At 66.4% G+C, this 18,661-nt stretch carries 15 protein-coding genes; 11 read left to right on the top strand and 4 right to left on the bottom strand.

What is annotated here, in order from left to right; translation table 11 throughout:
* Both NSQ78_RS14695 and NSQ78_RS14690 read left to right on the top strand, forming a co-directional pair.
* Positions 1-807: an amidohydrolase gene (locus tag NSQ78_RS14695; protein ID WP_064238881.1), complete on the top strand. Its 807-nt coding sequence runs from the start codon at positions 1-3 to the stop codon at positions 805-807.
* 110 nt (positions 808-917) lie between these two features.
* Positions 918-1,352: a hypothetical protein gene (locus tag NSQ78_RS14690; RefSeq protein WP_005417639.1), complete on the top strand. Its 435-nt coding sequence runs from the start codon at positions 918-920 to the stop codon at positions 1,350-1,352.
* Between the two features lie 98 nt (positions 1,353-1,450).
* Here NSQ78_RS14690 and NSQ78_RS14685 read toward each other — a convergent pair whose 3' ends face one another.
* From NSQ78_RS14685 to NSQ78_RS14670, 4 genes are all read right to left on the bottom strand, one after another.
* Positions 1,451-1,696 carry a hypothetical protein gene (locus NSQ78_RS14685; protein ID WP_053091662.1) on the bottom strand — a complete coding sequence of 82 codons (246 nt, stop codon included), beginning with the start codon at positions 1,694-1,696 and terminating at the stop codon, positions 1,451-1,453.
* Positions 1,697-1,908: 212 nt separating this feature from the next.
* Complete coding sequence (locus tag NSQ78_RS14680; protein WP_053460875.1) at positions 1,909-3,543, bottom strand: pseudouridine synthase; 1,635 nt, start codon at positions 3,541-3,543, stop codon at positions 1,909-1,911.
* The gene (gene scpB / locus NSQ78_RS14675; protein WP_049465020.1) at positions 3,536-4,405 is read right to left on the bottom strand and encodes an SMC-Scp complex subunit ScpB; all 870 of its coding nucleotides are present in this window, start codon (positions 4,403-4,405) and stop codon (positions 3,536-3,538) included. The genes NSQ78_RS14680 and scpB overlap by 8 nt, the downstream gene beginning before the upstream one ends.
* A 13-nt stretch (positions 4,406-4,418) precedes the next feature.
* The gene (locus tag NSQ78_RS14670; RefSeq protein ID WP_005417635.1) at positions 4,419-5,324 is read right to left on the bottom strand and encodes a ScpA family protein; all 906 of its coding nucleotides are present in this window, start codon (positions 5,322-5,324) and stop codon (positions 4,419-4,421) included.
* A gap of 375 nt (positions 5,325-5,699) precedes the next feature.
* On the opposite strand from NSQ78_RS14670, the gene NSQ78_RS14665 reads away from it, so the two are divergent.
* From NSQ78_RS14665 to NSQ78_RS14625, 9 genes are all read left to right on the top strand, one after another.
* The gene (locus tag NSQ78_RS14665; RefSeq protein WP_064239671.1) at positions 5,700-5,999 is read left to right on the top strand and encodes a YciI family protein; all 300 of its coding nucleotides are present in this window, start codon (positions 5,700-5,702) and stop codon (positions 5,997-5,999) included.
* Positions 5,996-6,271 (top strand): BolA family protein, encoded by a 276-nt coding sequence (locus NSQ78_RS14660; protein ID WP_064238880.1) that lies wholly within the window; start codon positions 5,996-5,998, stop codon positions 6,269-6,271. Before NSQ78_RS14665 ends, NSQ78_RS14660 begins: the two co-directional genes overlap by 4 nt.
* Positions 6,272-6,419: 148 nt before the next feature.
* The gene (locus tag NSQ78_RS14655) at positions 6,420-7,457 is read left to right on the top strand and encodes a LacI family DNA-binding transcriptional regulator (protein WP_049465024.1); all 1,038 of its coding nucleotides are present in this window, start codon (positions 6,420-6,422) and stop codon (positions 7,455-7,457) included.
* Between the two features lie 78 nt (positions 7,458-7,535).
* Positions 7,536-10,592, top strand: coding sequence for a TonB-dependent receptor (locus NSQ78_RS14650; protein ID WP_049414530.1), 3,057 nt, complete (start codon positions 7,536-7,538; stop codon positions 10,590-10,592).
* Positions 10,593-10,835: 243 nt separating this feature from the next.
* Entirely contained in the window at positions 10,836-12,440 is a 1,605-nt protein-coding gene (locus tag NSQ78_RS14645; RefSeq protein ID WP_064238879.1) for a glucoamylase family protein, read from the top strand.
* A gap of 4 nt (positions 12,441-12,444) precedes the next feature.
* Complete coding sequence (locus tag NSQ78_RS14640) at positions 12,445-13,785, top strand: sugar ABC transporter substrate-binding protein (RefSeq protein ID WP_064238878.1); 1,341 nt, start codon at positions 12,445-12,447, stop codon at positions 13,783-13,785.
* A complete protein-coding gene (locus NSQ78_RS14635) occupies positions 13,782-14,663 on the top strand; it encodes a sugar ABC transporter permease (RefSeq protein WP_005410323.1) in 882 nt (293 codons plus the stop codon). The genes NSQ78_RS14640 and NSQ78_RS14635 overlap by 4 nt, the downstream gene beginning before the upstream one ends.
* On the top strand, positions 14,660-15,496 hold the full coding sequence (locus NSQ78_RS14630) for a carbohydrate ABC transporter permease (RefSeq protein ID WP_064238877.1): 837 nt from the start codon (positions 14,660-14,662) through the stop codon (positions 15,494-15,496). The genes NSQ78_RS14635 and NSQ78_RS14630 overlap by 4 nt, the downstream gene beginning before the upstream one ends.
* The gene (locus NSQ78_RS14625; RefSeq protein ID WP_339206577.1) at positions 15,493-18,660 is read left to right on the top strand and encodes a discoidin domain-containing protein; all 3,168 of its coding nucleotides are present in this window, start codon (positions 15,493-15,495) and stop codon (positions 18,658-18,660) included. The genes NSQ78_RS14630 and NSQ78_RS14625 overlap by 4 nt, the downstream gene beginning before the upstream one ends.
* Position 18,661 lies beyond the last annotated feature (1 nt).

Here is an 18,661-nt window from a genome sequence, read left to right as displayed (position 1 = left end):
ATGAATGACCTGCGCATTTCCCTCGTCCAGGGTGACACCCGCTGGCACGATCCGGCCGGCAACCGCGCCTACTACGGCGCGCTGCTCGCACCGCTGGCCGGCACCACCGACCTGGTGATCCTGCCGGAGACCTTCACCAGTGGCTTCTCCAATGACGCCATCGCCCAGGCCGAAGGCATGGATGGCCCGACCGTGGCCTGGGTGCACGAACAAGCGAAGGCGCTGGACGCGGCGGTGATCGGCAGCATGCAGCTGCGTGATGGCGCGGGCGTGTACAACCGCCTGCTGTTTGCCACGCCGGAGGGCGAGCTGCAGTACTACGACAAGCGCCACCTGTTCCGCTACGGCGGCGAGCACGAACGCTATGCTGCTGGCCGCGAACGCCTGAGCGTGGAATGGAAGGGTTGGCGGATCAATCCGCAGGTCTGCTACGACCTGCGTTTCCCGGTGTTCTGCCGCAACCGCTACAACGTCGAACGCCCGCAGCAGCTGGATTTCGACCTGCAGATCTTCGTCGCCAACTGGCCGTCGGCGCGCGCCTATGCGTGGAAGACCCTGCTGCGTGCGCGGGCAATCGAGAACCTGTGCTTCGTGGCGGCGGTGAACCGCATCGGCGTCGATGGCAACCAGCTGCACTACGCCGGCGACAGCGCAGTGCTGGATTTCCTCGGCCAGCCGCAGGTGGAGATCCGCGAGCGCGAACAGGTGGTCACCACCACCATCTCGGCCGAGGCGCTGGCCGCCCACCGCGCGCGTTTCCCGGCGATGCTCGATGCCGATGCCTTCCACCTGGACGGGCAGGCCTGATACAGCACGACGGCGGCTGAATGCCTGCCACGCAGCGCGCGCGCCTGCATCCAACGTGCACGTGCGCGCTGCTAGATTCGCCGGCAGTCGATCGAACTGGAAGTCCCGCCATGAACAAGCCCTTCGCCCTGCTGCTGGCCCTGTCCGCTGCCACGCTGGCCCCGGCCGCGCACGCCGCCGGCAACCTCGATTGCCAGCTGCGCTACAACCTGTCCGGCTGGTCGTTGATCTACAAGACCGCGTCGGGCAACGGCACCGTCAGCTGCAGCAACGGCGCCAGCCTGCCGGTGCGCATTGAAGTGAAGGGCGGCGGCCTGACCGTGGGCAAGTCGAAGATCACCAATGGCCGTGGCAGCTTCACCGGCGCCGTGAGCGTCAACGAGCTGCTGGGCACCTACGCCTCGGTCGGTGCGCATGCCGGCGCGGTGAAATCCAGCAATGCGCAGGTGATGACCAAGGGCGACATCTCGCTGGCCCTGTCCGGCACCGGCAAGGGCTGGGACCTGGGCGTGGACGGCGCCGCCTTCACCATCAGCCGGCGCTGACAACAAAAAAGGGGACGGAGGGGATTAAGTCGCTTTTGCCTCAAAGGGGCGAAAGCGACTTAATCCCCTCCGTCCCCTTTTTCTTGCCGAAGGTGCTGTCAGGTGCCTTCGGTGTTGGTGCGTACGTTGAGCTTCCAACGGATCGGGCCTTGTTGCGGGGTATGCACGTGCTTGGGTTGGGGCGGGAAGGGATCGTTCCTGTTGCAGGTGACCTCGCGCTTGCAGCCCAGGCATCGATAGATGCCTGAAACCTCAACCTTGTCGGCAGGCCCATAAATGGTGTTCCACCACCGGTTGGTGGCAGTGCCCAGCCCCAGGACGGATTCGGAGGTGTGCCAAGCCATTGCGGCTCCTGTGTGTAGTGTGGATGACACAGGCACGATAGTTAGGCCTCGCGCGTCATGCAGCGACGCGTGACACAAACAGCTCGTTTTCAAAGAATTCCTAGTTCTCGCTTTGCGTCCGCCCATGGCGTGGATCCACCCGGGGGGCGACCTGCCAGGTAAAGAAAAACCCCGGCCGGAGCCGGGGTTTTTCATGTCAGCGTGGCCAACGATCAGCCGCCGCGCGGGCCGCTGCGGCGCGGGCCGCCGGGACCGCGGTTACCACCGGGGCCGCCCGGGCCACGGTTGCCACCCGGACCGCCGGGGCCGCGATTGCCGCCCGGCCCACGGTTGCCACCACCCGGACCACGACCGCCCGGACGGGCGCCCTGCGCCGGCTTCGGGCTGCCGTACGGGTTGAAGCCCGGCGTGGCGTGGTCGGACGGGAAGCTCGGAGCATTGCCCGGATGGCCATACGGATGCTTGTTGCCCTGGCCCTGCGAGCGGTTGCCCGCACCGGCCGGCCGGCCCTGGCCGCCTGCGCCACCACGGCCTTCGCCACCGAAACCGCCACGGCCCTGGCCGCCCCCGGCGCCAGCGCCCGGGCCCTTCGGCTTGCCGTACGGACGGCCCTGGCCGCCAGCACCCGGACCACGGGCACCCGGGCCACGCGCGCCCGGACCGGCGTTGCGATGGCCGCTCGGGCCGGTGCTCACGCCATCCGGCACGTACCAGGTGCGGAACGCGGCCGGGTTGCCTTCCGGCAGCGAGCGATCGTTCTTCGGGGCGCGCTGCTTGAACGGCTTCTGCGACTGCTTGGCCGCCGCTTCACCGCTGACCGTCAGGCCACCCTTGAAGCCACCGCCCTTGCCACCGCGGCCACGGCCGCGATCTTCGCGGACGTTGTCGAAACGGCGCAGCTCGCGACCTTCGTCAGCGGTGTTGTGGCCGTTGACGTAGGCGTTGCCGCGGCCCCCTTCGCGCACGCGCACGGTGGTCTTGGCGGCGCGGCGCTGGCCGATCACCGGCTGCAGCGTCAGCGCCGACGGTGCGCCTTCTTCCAGCTTCAGCTGCGCGCGCAGGGCTTCAACCTGCGGGGTGCTCAATTCCACCGAATGGCCACGGGCCAGTTCGCGCGGCAGGCTGACCTTGCCGTAGCGGGTGCGCTTCAGGCGGCTGACCTGGCAGCCCTGCGATTCCCACAGGCGGCGCACTTCGCGGTTGCGGCCTTCCTTCACCACGACGCGGAACCAGTCGTGCGAATCGGTGCCGCCGATGCGTTCGATCTCGTCGAACTTGGCCGGGCCGTCCTCCAGCGCGACGCCACGGCTGAGGCGGTCGACGATGGCGTCGGAGACCTTTTCCTCGCCTTCCGGTGCACGCACGCGCACCACGTACTCGCGCTCGACCTCGAACGACGGGTGCATCATGGCGTTGGCCAGCTCACCGTCGGTGGTGGCCAGCAGCAGGCCGGTGGTGTTGATGTCCAGGCGGCCGATCGCGATCCAGCGCGCGCCCTTCAGCGGCGGCAGCGATTCGAACACGGTCGGGCGGCCTTCGGGATCTTCGCGGGTGGTCACTTCGCCTTCGGGCTTGTTGTAGACCAGTACGCGCGACGGTTCGGCCAGCGCGGTGGCGACGAAGCCGCGACCGTCCAGTTCGATCCTGTCGCCGCTCTTGACCGACATGCCGGTCTGCGCGACTTCACCGTTGACCTTGACCAGGCCTTCGGCGATGCGCTGTTCCAGCGCGCGGCGCGAGCCAAGGCCGGCCTGGGCCAGCACCTTGTGCAGGCGCTCTTCCAGCTTGAACTGTTCGGAGGTGGCTTCGCGCTTCAGCGAGAGCTTGTTACGGGGGGTGTCACTCATCAGTTTTGCTCCGGCCGACGGTTTCGAGGTCGGCCTCTGGTTCGGAATCGGCTTGGTCAACAGCCACGGTCGTCATCGCGACGGCGTTGTCTTCGCGTTCGTTCAGGGGCACCGCGCGCTCGCCCGGCGCGGAATCGGGGTGCCCATCATCGAGGGGCGAAGGTGCTTGCTCATCGGTGGCCGACGCAGGCGCTGCATCGGCGGAATCGGGGGTGTCACTGCCGGCCAGGCCGGCGTCGTCGTTGGCGGCAGCGCCGTCGGCCGAGACGTCCGGACCGTCGGCGCCGGCAACGGCCGGAGCATCGCGGTCCAGCGCCAGTTGCGGTTCCAGCTCGCCCAGGTCCTTCAGTTCCGACAGCGGCGGCAGTTCGTCCAGCCGCTTCAGCCCGAAGTAGTCCAGGAAGCCCTTGGTGGTGCCGAACAGTGCCGGCTTGCCGGGCACGTCGCGGTGGCCGACCACGCGGATCCATTCGCGTTCTTCCAGTGCCTGGATGATGTTGCTGCTGACCGCCACGCCGCGCACCTGTTCGATCTCGCCGCGGGTGATCGGCTGCCGGTAGGCGATCAGCGCCAGGGTTTCCAGGGTGGCGCGGGTGTAGCGGGTCTTGCGTTCGGTCCACAGCCGGCTGATCCAGCCATGCACTTCGCTGGTGACCTGGTAGCGGAAGCCCGAAGCGACCTCGACCAGTTCCACGCCGCGTCCTTCGCAGGCCTCGCGCAGCCGTTCCAGCGCACGTTCGATGCTACCCGGCGGCGCCGGCTCCTCCTCCGGGAACAGGTCCTTCAGCTGGGCCAGGGTGAGCGGCTGGCTGGAAGCCAGCAGGGCACCCTCGACAATGCGGTCGATCAGCGATTGATCCATCGGCAGTCAGCGCTCACTCATTGGCATTGGCGGCGTCGTTGTCGTCGAACTCGCTGCTGAACTGCAGCGGGGCGTTGGTGTTGCCGGCCGCCAGCGACTTGACGTAGATCGGCGCCAGCGGTTCTTCCTGGACGATGTCCAGCAGCTGTTCCTTGGCCAGCTCCAGCACCGCCAGGAACGTGACCAGCACGCCCAGCTTGCCTTCTTCTGCCGTGAACAGCCCTTCAAAGCGATAGAACTTGCCGTCTTCCAGGCGGCCGAGTACCTCGCCCATGCGTTGCCGCACGCTCAGTGCCTCGCGCTTGATGGCGTGGCCGCTGAACAGCTCGGCGCGCTTGAGCACGTCGTGCAGGGCCAGCAGCATTTCCTTCAGGTCCACCGGCGGCGGCAGCTTCACCGTGGCGCGCTCGGGCATGAAGGCGTGCGCCACCGTGGTGTCGCGGTCCTGGCGGGGCAGGGCGTCGATGTCCTCGGCGGCCTGCTTGAAGCGTTCGTACTCCTGCAGCCGGCGCACCAGCTCGGCGCGCGGGTCGGCTTCATCGCCTTCCTCGCTGACCGGGCGCGGCAGCAGCATGCGCGACTTCACCTCGGCCAGGATCGCGGCCATCACCAGGTACTCGGCAGCCAGCTCGAAGCGCAGCTCGCGCATCACGGTGATGTATTCCACGTACTGCCGGGTGATTTCGGCGACGGGAATGTCCAGCACATCCAGGTTCTGGCGGCGGATCAGGTACAGCAGCAGGTCCAGCGGGCCTTCGAAGGCGTCCAGGATGACTTCCAGCGCGTCCGGCGGGATGTACAGGTCCTGCGGGATCTGCAGGACCGGTTGCCCATGCACCACGGCCAGCGGCATTTCCTGCTGCTGGGGGGCGGGCGGCCGGGTTGGCGGGTTCGCGTCGAGCGCGAGTTCGGAAGTCATCTAATGGACATCAGGATTGCAACGGACCAGTCGCGGCACCGGGTTCGCCGGGCCAACGCCACGGAGCCCCAGGGCACCAGACACGCCGGGATCGGCGCGATTCCACACATATCAAACAGCAGGACGCGCCGCAGGAGACGGCAGCGACGGAACTACGGGGAGGTCGTCTACGTGGCCCGGCCGGGTGGTCCGGTTTGAAGCAGCGGGACGATCGTCGGGGGCTGCGTTGGCCGCAAAAACCGACGGGCTGCTGCATCCAGCCACGTGCAATGGACACTAGGGTAAGCCTTTGCCGCGCCAGTGTCCAGCCGGGGCCGGGAGCGGGCCGGCATTGGCTAGAATCGGCGCACCGACAACGCACGCGAGGAAATGCCGGTGTGGTATGTGATCGAAGGGTATGACGGCCAGGATGTGCTGGCACAGCGGCTGCAGGCGCGGCCGGAACACCTGGCGCGGCTGCACGCGCTGCGCGACGAGGGACGCCTGCTGCTGGCCGGGCCGTGCCCGGCGGTGGACAGTGAAGACCCGGGCCCGGCCGGGTTCAGTGGTTCGGTGGTGATTGCGCAGTTCGAGTCGCTGCCACAGGCACAGGCCTGGGCCGATGCCGACCCGTACGTCGCCGCAGGCGTCTACACCCACGTGCAGGTGCGGCCGTTCCGCAAGGTCCTGCCGTGAGCACGGAACGGATCGAGCGGATCCGTGACGCGCTGCAGCAGGCACTGGCTCCCACCATTCTTGAGATCGAGGACGACAGCCATCGCCACGCCGGCCATGCCGGTGCCCGCGACGGGCGCGGCCACTTCAACGTCCATGTGGTGAGTGAGCGGTTCGCCGGACTGGGGCCGCTGGCCCGGCATCGCGCGGTCTATGCCGCGCTGGGGTCGATGATGGACACCGATATCCACGCGCTGTCCATCCGCGCACAGACCCCGTCAGAACAGGGCTGAGCCCTTGTCCCGCACTGTCATGGCCGGTCCCTGCGGGCCGCGCCACGGACAGATTTTCATGTCCATTTCAGGACATTCGCCTAACGGACTGTTTACAAGCCCAGATGGAAACGCTTACATTCCGCGCCAATGCTGGTAGGTCCAAGCCGTGGAGGGCGGCTTCGTGAACAAGGCAGCTATCACAATCAAAGACGTCGCACGCGAAGCTCGGGTCTCCGTGGCCACGGTTTCCCGCGCGCTGAACGGGCATGAAAATGTCGCCGAACCGGTCCGCCAGCTTGTGCTGGAGGTCGCCGCACGGCTGCGTTACACCCCGCACGCCGCCGCCCGCAGCCTGAGCAGCCGCCGCACCAATACGGTGGGCGTGGTGCTGCCGGACCTGTACGGCGAATTCTTCTCCGAGCTGATGCGCGGCATCGACGGCGTGGCCCGCAACCGCCGCCAGCACCTGCTGGTGTCCAGCTACCACGGCGACCAGGAACAGCAGGGCGCTGCCCTGCGCGCCATGCGCGGCCGCGTGGACGGCCTGCTGGTGCTCTCGCCCTATGCCGAGAGCCCGGGCTTCCTGACCGACAACCTGCCGCAGTCGTTGCCCACGGTGCTGATCAACACCTACCTGCCCGGGCAGGACCACCCGGTGCTGAGCATCGACGACCACGCTGGCGCCATGGCGATGACCCGCCACCTGCTGGATGCCGGCCACCGCCGCATTGCCTTCATTTCTGGTCCGGACCTCAACTTCGACGCGCGCGAGCGCCTGCGCGGCTTCCGTGACGCGCTGGTGGCATTCGGCAGTGGCGCCGAGGGCATCGAGCTGCCCGGTGATTTCGACGAAGCTTCCGGCCATCGCGCCGGTCAGGAGTTGCTGGCAGCCGGAGCGCTGCCCGATGCCGTGTTCGCTGCCAACGACATGATGGCCCTGGGCTGCCTGTATGCGTTCACGCAGGCAGGGGTCCGTGTGCCGGCCGATGTTGCCCTGGCAGGTTTCGATGACATTCCACTGGCGCGTTTCGTCCACCCGTCGCTGACCACCATGCAGGTCAGCATCGCCGAGCTCGGCGACCGGGCCATGACGCGTCTGATGCAGTTGATGGACGGCACCTCCACGGATGGGACAGGGGACAAGCAGACCCTGGTTCCCCGCTTGATAGTTCGCGATTCCACCACTCCGCCATCCGGCCGTTGAAGCCAGAGGCGTTCCTTCTTTTTTTTGACTGATCGCAGGGACCGCGCAAGCGGTTACCGCCACCCGGAGATTGAGTTGATGATGCATACCACCTTCCGCATGCCGGCGCGCCGGCTGCTGAGCACCGCACTGGTCAGCTGCCTGATGCTGGCTGCCGCCCCCAACGTCATGGCGCAGTCGGCCAACGCCAGCCTGCGCGGCCAGGTTGCCGGCGCCCAGGCAGGCACCGAAGTGACCGCCACCAACGTGGCCACCGGTACCGTCCGCCGTGGCACCATCCGCGCCGACGGCAGCTACTCGCTGATGGGCCTGGATCCGGGCACCTACAACGTGGTCGCCAACGGCCAGACCCAGAAGGTCACCGTCACCGTGGCCTCGACCGCGACGCTGAACTTTGCCGGTGCCGCCAGCAGCACCCCGGGTTCGACCGCAGCCACCAACCTGGACACCGTCAACGTTGTTGCGCCGACCCTGCTGCAGGAAGTGCGCACCTCCGAAGTCGGCAAGACCGTCAGCCTGCAGCAGATCCAGACCACCCCGCAGGTGTCGCGCAACTTCCTGGAGTTCGCCGACGCGGTGCCGGGCCTGATCTTCACCCGCGACGCCAAGGGCAACACCTCGCTGCGCGGCGGCGCTACCAATGCCGATGGCACCAACGTGTACATCGACGGCGTGGGCCAGAAGAGCTACGTCAAGGGCGGCGGCGTGGCCGGCCAGTCCGGCAGCGCCGGCAACCCGTTCCCGCAGTTGGCCATCGGCGAATACAAGGTCATCAGCGGCAACTACAAGGCCGAGTACGGCCAGGTGTCGAGCGCCGCGGTGACGGCTGCAACCAAGTCCGGCACCAATGAGTTCAAGGGTGAGGCGTTCTACCGCTACACCGATGAAGACATGCGTGCCAAGACCCCGGCCGAGCGCCAGGGTGGCAAGGAGAAGATGGTCTCGGCCGAGAAGGAATACGGCTTCGCCCTGGGCGGCCCGATCATCCAGGACAAGGCGCACTTCTTCGTGACCTACGAAGCGAAGCGCTTCGACCTGCCGGTCACCATCGCGCCGGATGGCGCGGTCACCGGCGCTGCCGGCCTGCTGCCGCCGGCTGGCGCCGCCGGCCTTGGCCCGGCCAGCCAGCCGTTCCAGCAGGACCTGATCTTCGGCAAGATTGACTTCGAGCCGACCGACAACGATCGCATCGAGCTGACCTTCCAGGACCGCGACGAAACCCAGTCGCAGTTCAGTGGCCAGACCTCGCCGGAAGCCGGCCGTGAAGTGGTCAACACCGACCGTCGTTACGCCCTGCGCTGGAACCACAGCGGTGAGCGCTACTACAACGAGTTGATGGTCACCCACGAAGACTCGTTCAACAACCCGACCCCGCTGACGCTGGCCAACGGCATCACCTACACCGCACCGGACGGCCCCGAAGACCGCACCATCGTGAAGATCGGTGGCGCCTCGGCACTGGATTCGCAGGTGAAGGGCCAGAAGGGCTGGTCGATCGAAGACAACCTGACCCTGGATGGCATCCAGTGGGCGGGCGACCACACCATCAAGATGGGCGTGAAGTACAAGCAGATCGACCTGTACGCTTCCGATGCGGCGCAGATCAACCCGACCTTCACCTACTCGCTGGGCGATCCGGACTTCCCCGATTCCATTCCGTACAAGGCGCAGTTCGTCAAGCCGGTCACCGGCGTGACCGGCGTGTCCGGCGAAGTGCGTTCGAAGTCCAAGCAGTACGGCGTGTTCATCCAAGACGACTGGCAGGTCAACGACCACCTGCAGCTGAACATCGGCCTGCGCTGGGACTACGAAAAGACCCCGTCCTACCTGGACTTCGTGACCCCGCAGCAGGTGGTCGACGCCATCTATTCGCAGGATCCGCGCGCCCCCGCCGGCCAGACCTATGCCGATTCGCTGGCACTGGGCGGCCTGGACATTAGCGACTACATCAGCAACGGTCACAACCGCAAGGCATTCAAGGATGCCTGGCAGCCGCGCCTGGGCTTCTCGTATGACATCAATGCCGACGAGCAGCACGTGATCCACGGTGGTGCCGGCCGTTCCTACGACCGTGACCTGTTCGACAACCTGCAGCTGGAAACCACCAAGCTGGCCCTGCCGCAGCCGACCATCTACTTCCGCAACCCGGCCACCGGCGCCTGCATCAACGGCCAGGCCGCCTGCTATGACTGGAACCCGAATCTGCTCAACGGCATCGGCAACCTGCAGGCACTGGTCGGCGCGACCAGCAATGCCGGCCTGGAAGTGGACCTGCTCAACAACAAGCTGAAGGCGCCGTACTCGGACCAGTTCAGCCTGGGCATGAGCAACCAGATCGGCGACTGGCTGACCGACGCCACCATCGCTCGTACCCTGAGCTACGACGGCTTCGCCTTCACCCTGGGCAACCGCTATCCGACCGGCCAGTTCTTCGATGATCCGCGCCTGTGCGGTGGCACCTCCCCGGGCCTGAGCCAGGCCTGGAGCTGTAACGTACCGGGCTTCGGCAGCCTGATCATCGGCCAGCAGGGCATCAAGACCCGTGCCACCCAGGTCCTGCTGTCGGCGCAGAAGCCGTTCACCAAGGAAAGCGGCTGGGGCACCTCGATCGCCTATACCTGGACGACCGCGCGCCACAACCGCGACATCAACGAGAAGTACGCCTTTGATCGCGGCCTGATCGGTGATTACCCGACCATCCGTTCCAACGGTGCACCGCGCCACCGCCTGGTGGTGACCGGTTCGTACGCGGGCTTCTGGGGCATCACCTTCGGCGGCAAGATCACCCTGGCCACCCCGACCGCCGTCAACGACTGGTACCCGGTGATGCAGGCCAGCGGCTACACCCTGCCGACTCCGCAGGCGGCCGTGCCCAACGCCACCGGCAAGTTCCTGGTGGGTGGCAAGATCTTCGGCTACCGCTCGGTCGACCTGCAGGCGACGAAGACGTTCAAGCTGGCGGGCAACACCGAGCTGTACGCCCGCCTGGACATCATCAACGTGTTCAACTTCGACAACTTCTCCACCTACAACTACGTCAAGACCAACGGCAAGCTGCAGGCCAGCTACAACGAGACCGGCGACATCATCGGTACGCCGCGCCAGGTCAAGGCCGAAGTGGGCTTCCGCTTCTAAGCCCGGGCGGTGATGCATGACCCGATGCCGCTGGCTTGCTGGCGGCATCGGTGAAAACGGCAATGGCCGGCCCCGTGCCGGTCCATTGCCCACGCCGCTGCCGGCCAGGGGGCAGCGGCGTGGGCAATGATCGCGGTGTCAGGCCACGTTTTTCGTGGTTTTTTAAGCACACACCTTGTAAACGATTTCAGATCATTGGACGGTATGCTTTCCCATCGATCAGACCACCGGAGGAACCGCGCCATGCAGGCACGCCATCTGTTGTCCGCCGCAGCGCTGAGCCTGGCCGTGGCCGCCTGCCAGCCGGCCCAGCAGGAACCTGCCAAGCCCCGCCCGCCGGTGATCCTGATCGAGGCCGACGCACCGCCGCGGCCGATGAAGCCGGAGCTGCCGCCGCTGTTCGATGACATCGAGCGCCGCACCTTCCAGTTCTTCTGGGACACCACCAACGAGGTCAACGGGCTGACCCCGGACCGCTACCCATCGCGGCCGTTCGCCAGCATCGCCTCGGTCGGCTTCGCGCTGACCGCCTATCCGATCGGCATCGAGAACGGCTGGGTCAGCCGCAACCAGGCGATCGACCGCACGCTGACCACCCTGAAATTCTTCCGCGACGTGCCGATGGGCCCGCAGCGCACCGGCAAGGCCGGTTACAAGGGCTTCTACTACCACTTCCTGGACATGCAGGAAGGCCGTCGCTACGACAGCTGGGTCGAACTGTCCTCGGTGGATACCGCACTGCTGATGATGGGCGTGCTGTTCGCGCAGTCGTACTACGACGGTGACGATCCGCGCGAGAAGGAAATCCGCCAGATCGCCGATACCTTGTACAAGAAGGTCGACTGGCCGTGGCTGCAGCAGCGTTCGCCGCTGATCTCGATGGGCTGGTTCCCGGAGAGCGGTTTCATCGACCACGACTGGATGGGCTACAACGAGGCGATGATGGTCTACATCCTCGCCCTGGGTTCGCCCACGCATCCGGTCAGCCCGGACGCGTGGACGGTCTGGACGCGCACCTACGACAACGACTGGGGTGTCTACCAGGGTCAGGAATACCTGTCCTTCGGCCCGCTGTTCGGCCACCAGTACAGCCACGTCTGGATCGACTTCCGCGACATCCAGGACGCGTACATGCGCGAGCGCGGCAGCACCTATTTCCTCAACAGCCGCTCGGCCGCGCTGGCCCAGCGCGAATACGCCATCGCCAACCCGATGCAGTGGAAGGACTATGGCGAGAACGTCTGGGGCCTGACCGCCAGTGATGGCCCGCAGAACACCACGCAGGAGTACCGCGGCGAGCAGCGCCAGTTCCGCCATTACTCCTCGCGCGGCGCCGGCCTGCGCGAGAACTTCGATGACGGCACCATCGCCCCCACTGCCGCGATCGCATCGGTGGTGTTCGCACCCGAGCAGGTGATTCCGGCGACGCTGGAGATGCACAAGCGCTACGGCGACTACATCTATTCCAGCTACGGCTTCCTGGATTCGTTCAACCCCAGTTTCAACTACGACATCCCGATCAAGACCGGCCGCGTCATCCCGGATCGTGGCTGGGTCGCCAGCGATTACATCGCCATCGACCAGGGCCCGATCCTGACCATGATCGCCAACTACCGCGATGATTTCGTGTGGGAAGTGATGAAGAAGAACCCGTACATCCGCAAGGGCCTGGAGCGGGCCGGGTTCAGTGGCGGCTGGCTGGCGCCGGAAGGGTCGTTCCAGCCCCTGGAACTGCAGAAGGATGAGAAGGCCGCGGCAGCACGCGCGGTGGGTATCGCCGAATCACGCGCGGCTGCCGCGCAGGAACAGAAGAACAATGCCAACCGCACCACAGGCCAGGGCAAGTAACCTGATGCCGAACTGGACCGACCGCCTGCGCCGCTGGGCGCTGCCTGCCCTGGCCGCGCTGGCGGTGGCCGGCTGCGCCCGTCCCGAGACGGGCACCACCGCCGTACGCTTCTGGGCGATGGGTCGCGAAGCGGAGGTGGTCAGCGAGCTGATCCACGAATTCGAGGCTGAAAACCCCGGCATCAAGGTGGATGTGCAGAACATCCCATGGACGGCCGCGCACGAGAAACTGCTGACCGCATTCGCGGCCGATGGCCTGCCGGATGTATGCCAGCTCGGCAACACCTGGGTGCCGGAGTTCGCCGAGCTGGATGCACTGACCCCGCTGCAGCCGTTCGTGCAGCACTCGGCCGTGGTCGACCCGAAGGACTACTTCCAGGGCATCTGGGACACCAACGTGATCCACGGCGAGCTGGTGGGCGTGCCGTGGTATGTCGATACGCGCCTGATCTACTACCGCAAGGACCTGCTGGCCAAGGCCGGCTACGACCACCCGCCGCGCACGTGGGCGGAGTGGGAGGAGCAGATGGCAGCGATCAAGCGCATGCAGGGGCCCAACCGCTATGCGGTGCTGATGCCGATCAACGAGTTCGAGCAGCAGCTGTCGCTGGCCCTGCAGCAGCCGGATCCACTGCTGCGCGACGACGATACCCGCGGCAATTTCGCCAGCCCGGGATTCCGCCGCACGCTGGCCTTCTACGCCAACATGTTCGAGCAGGGCTGGGCGCCGAAGATGTCCGAGACGCAGATCTCCAACGTCTGGGATGAGTTCTTCCGCGGCTTCAACGTGTTCTACATTTCCGGCCCCTGGAACATCCGCGAGTTCAAGAAGCTGCAGCCGAAGGAACTGGAAGGGCAGTGGGGCACTGCCGCGCTGCCGGGGCCGGACGGTCCGGGCGCGGGCATCGCCGGCGGCACCAGCCTGGTGATCTTCCGCAAATCGCAGCAGAAGGAAGCGTCCTGGAAGCTGATCGAATTCCTGTCGCGCCCGCAGATCCAGGCGCGCTTCCATTCAATCATCGGTGACCTGCCGCCGCGTCGCAGTGCCTGGAACGCGCCGTCGCTGGCCAGCGATCCGCTGGCTGCCGCGTTCCGTGATCAGCTGGAGCGGGTCAAGCCGACGCCGAAGGTGCTCGAATGGGAGCGCATCGTGCAGGAAATGCGCATCGTCACCGAGAAGGTGGTGCGCGGTGGCCTGCCGCAGGACAAGGCCGTCGAAGAACTCGACCAGCGCGTGGACAAGGTGCTGGCCAAGCGCCGCTGGATGCATGAACAACAACGCCTGCAGGAGCGCGCGCCGCCGCCGCACTCGAGCAGCGCCGTGGCCGCCGGGAGCCCGCAATGAAACGTACTTCGCTGGCCGGCTGGATCTTCGCCGGCCCCTCGCTGATCGTGCTGGGCGTGTTCTTCGGCCTGCCGGTGGCCTCGGCGCTCGCGCTGAGCGTGACCGACTTCGACCTGTACGCGCTGGCCGACAGCAGCAACCTGCGCTTCGTCGGCCTGGGCAACTACATCGACCTGCTGCAGACGCCGATGTTCTGGAAGTCGCTGTGGAACACCACCTACTTCGTGCTGATCGGGGTGCCATTGTCGATCGGCGTGTCGCTAGGCGCGGCGATGCTGCTCAATGCGCCGGCCGCCCGCTTCAAGGCCCTGTTCCGCACGGCCCTGTTCGCGCCGGTGGTGACCACGCTGGTGGCGGTGGCGGTGATCTGGCGCTACCTGTTCCACACCAGCTACGGCCTGGTGAACTACGGCCTGGGCCACCTGGGCATCAGTCCGATCGACTGGCTGGGTGATCCCAACTGGGCCATGCCGACCATCATGCTGTTCGCGGTGTGGAAGAACTTCGGCTACAACATGGTGATCTTCCTGGCCGGCCTGCAGGCGATCCCGCATGACCTGTACGAGGCCGCGCGCATCGACGGCGCCTCGCGCTGGAAGCAGTTCCTGCACATCACCCTGCCGATGCTCGGCCCGGTGCTGCTGGTGGTCGGGGTGATCACCGTGTCGGGCTACTTCCAGCTGTTCGCCGAGCCGTATGTCATGACCCGCGGCGACCCGCTGCAGAGCACCGTCAGCGTGCTGTATTTCATGTTCGAGGAAGGCTTCAAGTGGTGGAATCTGGGACGCGCCTCCGCGGTGGCGTTCCTGCTGTTCCTGATCATCCTGGCGGTGACCACCGTGATGCTGCGTTTCGGCCGCAAGAGGCAGTTGGTATGAGTCGTGAAATCGGCCAGTCGCGCTGGTACCCGTGGGTGATCAATGGTGCGTTGCTGGTGCTGGCCCTGGTCAGCCTGGCACCGCTGCTGTGGATGGTCTCGGTCTCGTTCATGCCGCAGGGCGAGGCCAGCCATTTCCCGCCGCCACTGCTGCCTTCGAGCATCACCACGCACAACTACCATGAGCTGTTCGCGCGCACCGGCATGGGGGGCAACTTCGCCAACAGCCTGCTGGTGTCGCTGGGCATCACCGTGGGTTCGCTGCTGCTCAACACCATGGCGGGCTATGCCTTCGCCAAGCTCAACTTCGTCGGTCGCGAGCGCCTGTTCCAGGTGCTGATGGCGGCGCTGGTGATTCCGGCGCAGGTGGCGATGCTGCCTCTGTTCCTGCTGATGAAGCAGCTCGGCCTGGTCAACAGCTTCGGCGGCGTGATCGTGCCGGCGCTGGCCAGCGTGTTCGGCATTTTCCTGGTGCGCCAGTACGCGCGTTCGATTCCGGACGAGCTGCTTGAAGCGGCGCGCATCGACGGGGCAGGGGAGCTGCGCATCTTCTTCCAGATCGTGCTGCCGATGCTCAAGCCGGTGCTGGTGACGCTGGCCATCTTCACCTTCATGGGCGCATGGAACGATTTCATGTGGCCGCTGATCGTGTTGACCGACCAGGAGCACTACACTTTGCCGGTGGCGCTGGCCACCCTCTCGCGCGAGCACATCATGGACGTGGAAATGATGATGGCGGGCGCGGTGGTTACCGTGGTTCCGGTGCTGGCGCTGTTCCTGGTGCTGCAGCGGTACTACATCCAAGGTCTGTTGCTGGGGAGCGTCAAGGGATGAAGCGCGTGATCGCCGTTGGACTGGGCCTGTTGTGGACCTCCCTGGCGATGGCCGCACCTCCGGTGCTGCCGGCACCGAAGGTGCTGGACGACTTCGACGACATCGGCGCCTGGAAACTGGTGCTGTCCGACCAGGTCAGTGGATCGCTGCGGCCGGTCAGTGGTGCCGGTGGCGGCCGTGCCCTGTGCCTGGACTACGATTTCCACAACGTCTCCGGCTACGTCGGCATCCGCCGTGCGCTGAACATCGAGTACCCGGTCAACTACCGCTTCGGCTTCCAGCTGCGCGGTGACTCGCCGGCCAACGACCTGCAGTTCAAGCTGATCGACGCCAGCGGCGACAATGTCTGGTGGGTCAACCGCCCGGGCTACCGTTTCCCCAAGGCATGGTCGCCAGTCGAATACCGCCGTCGCCAGATCGACAAGGCGTGGGGGCCCTCGCCCGAAAAGGAGATGGCGCGCAGCGCTGCGGTCGAGTTCACGATCTACAGCAAGGTCGGCGGGCGCGGCACGGTGTGCTTCGACAGGCTGACCCTGCAGGGCCTGCCAGCGCAGGATGATTCGGCGCTGGCGCCGTCGGTGATCGCCGATACTGCCACCGCGTTGCAGGACCGCATGATCGACGGCAAGAGCGATACGTTCTGGATCAGCGGCGGGGTCAAGCAGCAGACCATCAGCCTGGACCTGCACAAGAGCCGCGAGATCGGCGGTGCAGTGATCGACTGGCTGCCGAATCTGGAAGCCAGCCGCTATACCGTGCGGACCTCCGAGGATGGCCGCGACTGGCGCACCGTGCGCGAGGTGACCGGCGCTGCCGGTGGCCGCGACTGGCTGGCATTGCCGGACACCGATGCGCGGTACGTGCGCTTCGATCTGCTCGATGGCCCGAACTGGCGTTACGGCATCCGTGACATCACGCTCAAGCCGCTGGCCTTTGCCGCCACGCCGAACGCGTTCCTGTCCTCGGTGGCGGCCGACCTGCCACGCGGTTCGTTGCCGCGCGCCTACGTGGGCGAACAGCCGTACTGGACCCTGCTGGGCCTGGACGGTGGACAGGAACAGGCGCTGATCAGCGAGGACGGGGCCCTGGAACCGGCCAAGGGCAGCTTCAGCATCGAGCCGTTCATCCGCCTCGACGGCAAGCTGCTGGACTGGTCCAAGGTTGCCATCACCCAGTCGCTGCAGGACCACTATCTTCCGATCGCCAACGTCGATTGGGTGCACGAGAAGGCCGGCCTGGCGGTGACCAGCTTCGTGCAGGGCACGCCGGAGCGCGCGCAGTTGATCGGCCGCTACCGCTTGAGCAATCCGGACAAGGTCGCCCACGAATACACGCTCGCGCTGGCGATCCGCCCCTGGCAGGTCAACCCGCCGACCCAGTTCCTCAACACGGTGGGCGGCTTCAGCCGCATCGACGCGCTGGACGTGGGCGAGCAGCTGGTGCGCATCAACGGCGAGCCGCGCATCTATCCACTGCAGGTGCCCGATGCCCGCTTCGCCAGCACGTTCGATGGCAAGCTCGACGCGATGCACCTGGCCTCCGGGAAATACCCGGCCAGCACGGCGGTGAAGGACAGTACCGGCATGGCGTCCGGTGCGCTGCTGTATACGATCAAGCTGGAACCCGGCCAGAGCCGCGAAGTGGCAGTGGTACTGCCGCAGACCGGGAGCTGGGCGCCGCAGTCGCTGGACGTGGCCAAGGCCCAGGCGCAGGTGGCCGAACAGTGGCGGCAGAAGCTGGGCGTGGTCTCGCTGCAGGTGCCGGCGGCCGACCAGGCCCTGGTCGACACCCTGCGCACCGCCGTGGCGCACATGCTGATCTCGCGGGTTGGCCCGCGCCTGCAGCCGGGCACGCGCTCGTACGCGCGCAGCTGGATCCGCGACGGCGCGATGATTTCCGAAGGCCTGCTGCGCATGGGCCGCAGCGACGCAGTACGTGACTACATCAACTGGTATGCGCCGTTCCAGTTCGAGAACGGCAAGGTGCCGTGCTGTGTCGATGCGCGCGGCAGCGACCCGGTGCCGGAGAATGACAGCCACGGTGAGCTGATCTACAGCATCGCCGAATATGGGCGCTATACCGGCGACAGCACCTTCGCCGAGCTGATGTGGCCGCACGTGCAGGGCGCCTACACCTACATGGAGCAGCTGCGTGCCAGCGAGCGTACCGAAGAGAACCGTGCGCGCAATCCGGCGTTCTACGGGATGATGCCGGCCTCGATCAGCCACGAAGGCTATTCGGCCAAGCCGATGCATTCGTACTGGGACAACTTCTGGGCCCTGCGCGGCTACAAGGACGCGGCAACGCTGGCGGCCCAGCTGGGCAAGGTCGAAGCGATGCAGATCGCCGAGTCGCGTGACCAGTTCCGTGATGACCTGCAGGCGTCACTGCTGTCGGCGATGCAGCAGCACAACATCGACTACCTGCCGGGTTCGGCCGAGCTGGGCGATTTCGACGCGACCTCGACCACCATCGCGCTGGCGCCGGGCGGCGAGCAGGGCCGCCTGCCGCAGCAGGCGTTGGAGGCGACCTTCGAGCGTTACTGGAAGGAATTCGTAGCCCGCCGCGATGGCAAGCGCGAGTGGAAGGACTACACGCCGTACGAATGGCGCAACGTGGCCGCCTTCGTTCGCCTGGGCTGGCGCGATCGCGCCTGGCAGGCGACCGAGTTCTTCTTCAGGGACCGTGCGCCGCAAGCCTGGAACCAGTGGGCCGAAGTGGTTTCGCGCACGCCGCGCAAGCCGTTCTTCGTCGGTGACCTGCCACATGCCTGGGTCGCCTCGGACTTCGTGCGTTCGGCACTGGACATGTTTGCCTACAGCCGCGACATGGATGATGCGCTGGTACTGGCCGCAGGCGTCCCGACCGCCTGGCTGCAGGGCGACGGTGTTGCCGTGCAGGGCCTGCGCACGCCGCAGGGCCAGCTGAACTACCGCCTGCAACGCAGTGACAAGCAGCTGGTGCTGGAGGTGCAGCCGGGCCTGGTGCCACCGGTCGGCGGCGTGGTGCTGCCATGGCCGTATGCCGGTGAGCCGGGCGAGGCGACCATCAACGGCGAAACGGCCGAGTGGGTCAACAACGAGCTGCACGTGCACCAGCTGCCGGCGCGGGTCGAGATCGAGGTGCCGGGCGCGGTGCGCCGCGCCGAGCGCAAGGGGCAGTAAT

The organism is Stenotrophomonas sp. FSL W7-1447 (assembly GCF_037966425.1).
GTDB lineage: Bacteria > Pseudomonadota > Gammaproteobacteria > Xanthomonadales > Xanthomonadaceae > Stenotrophomonas > Stenotrophomonas pavanii.
This window is presented reverse-complemented; position numbering and strand designations above follow the sequence as displayed.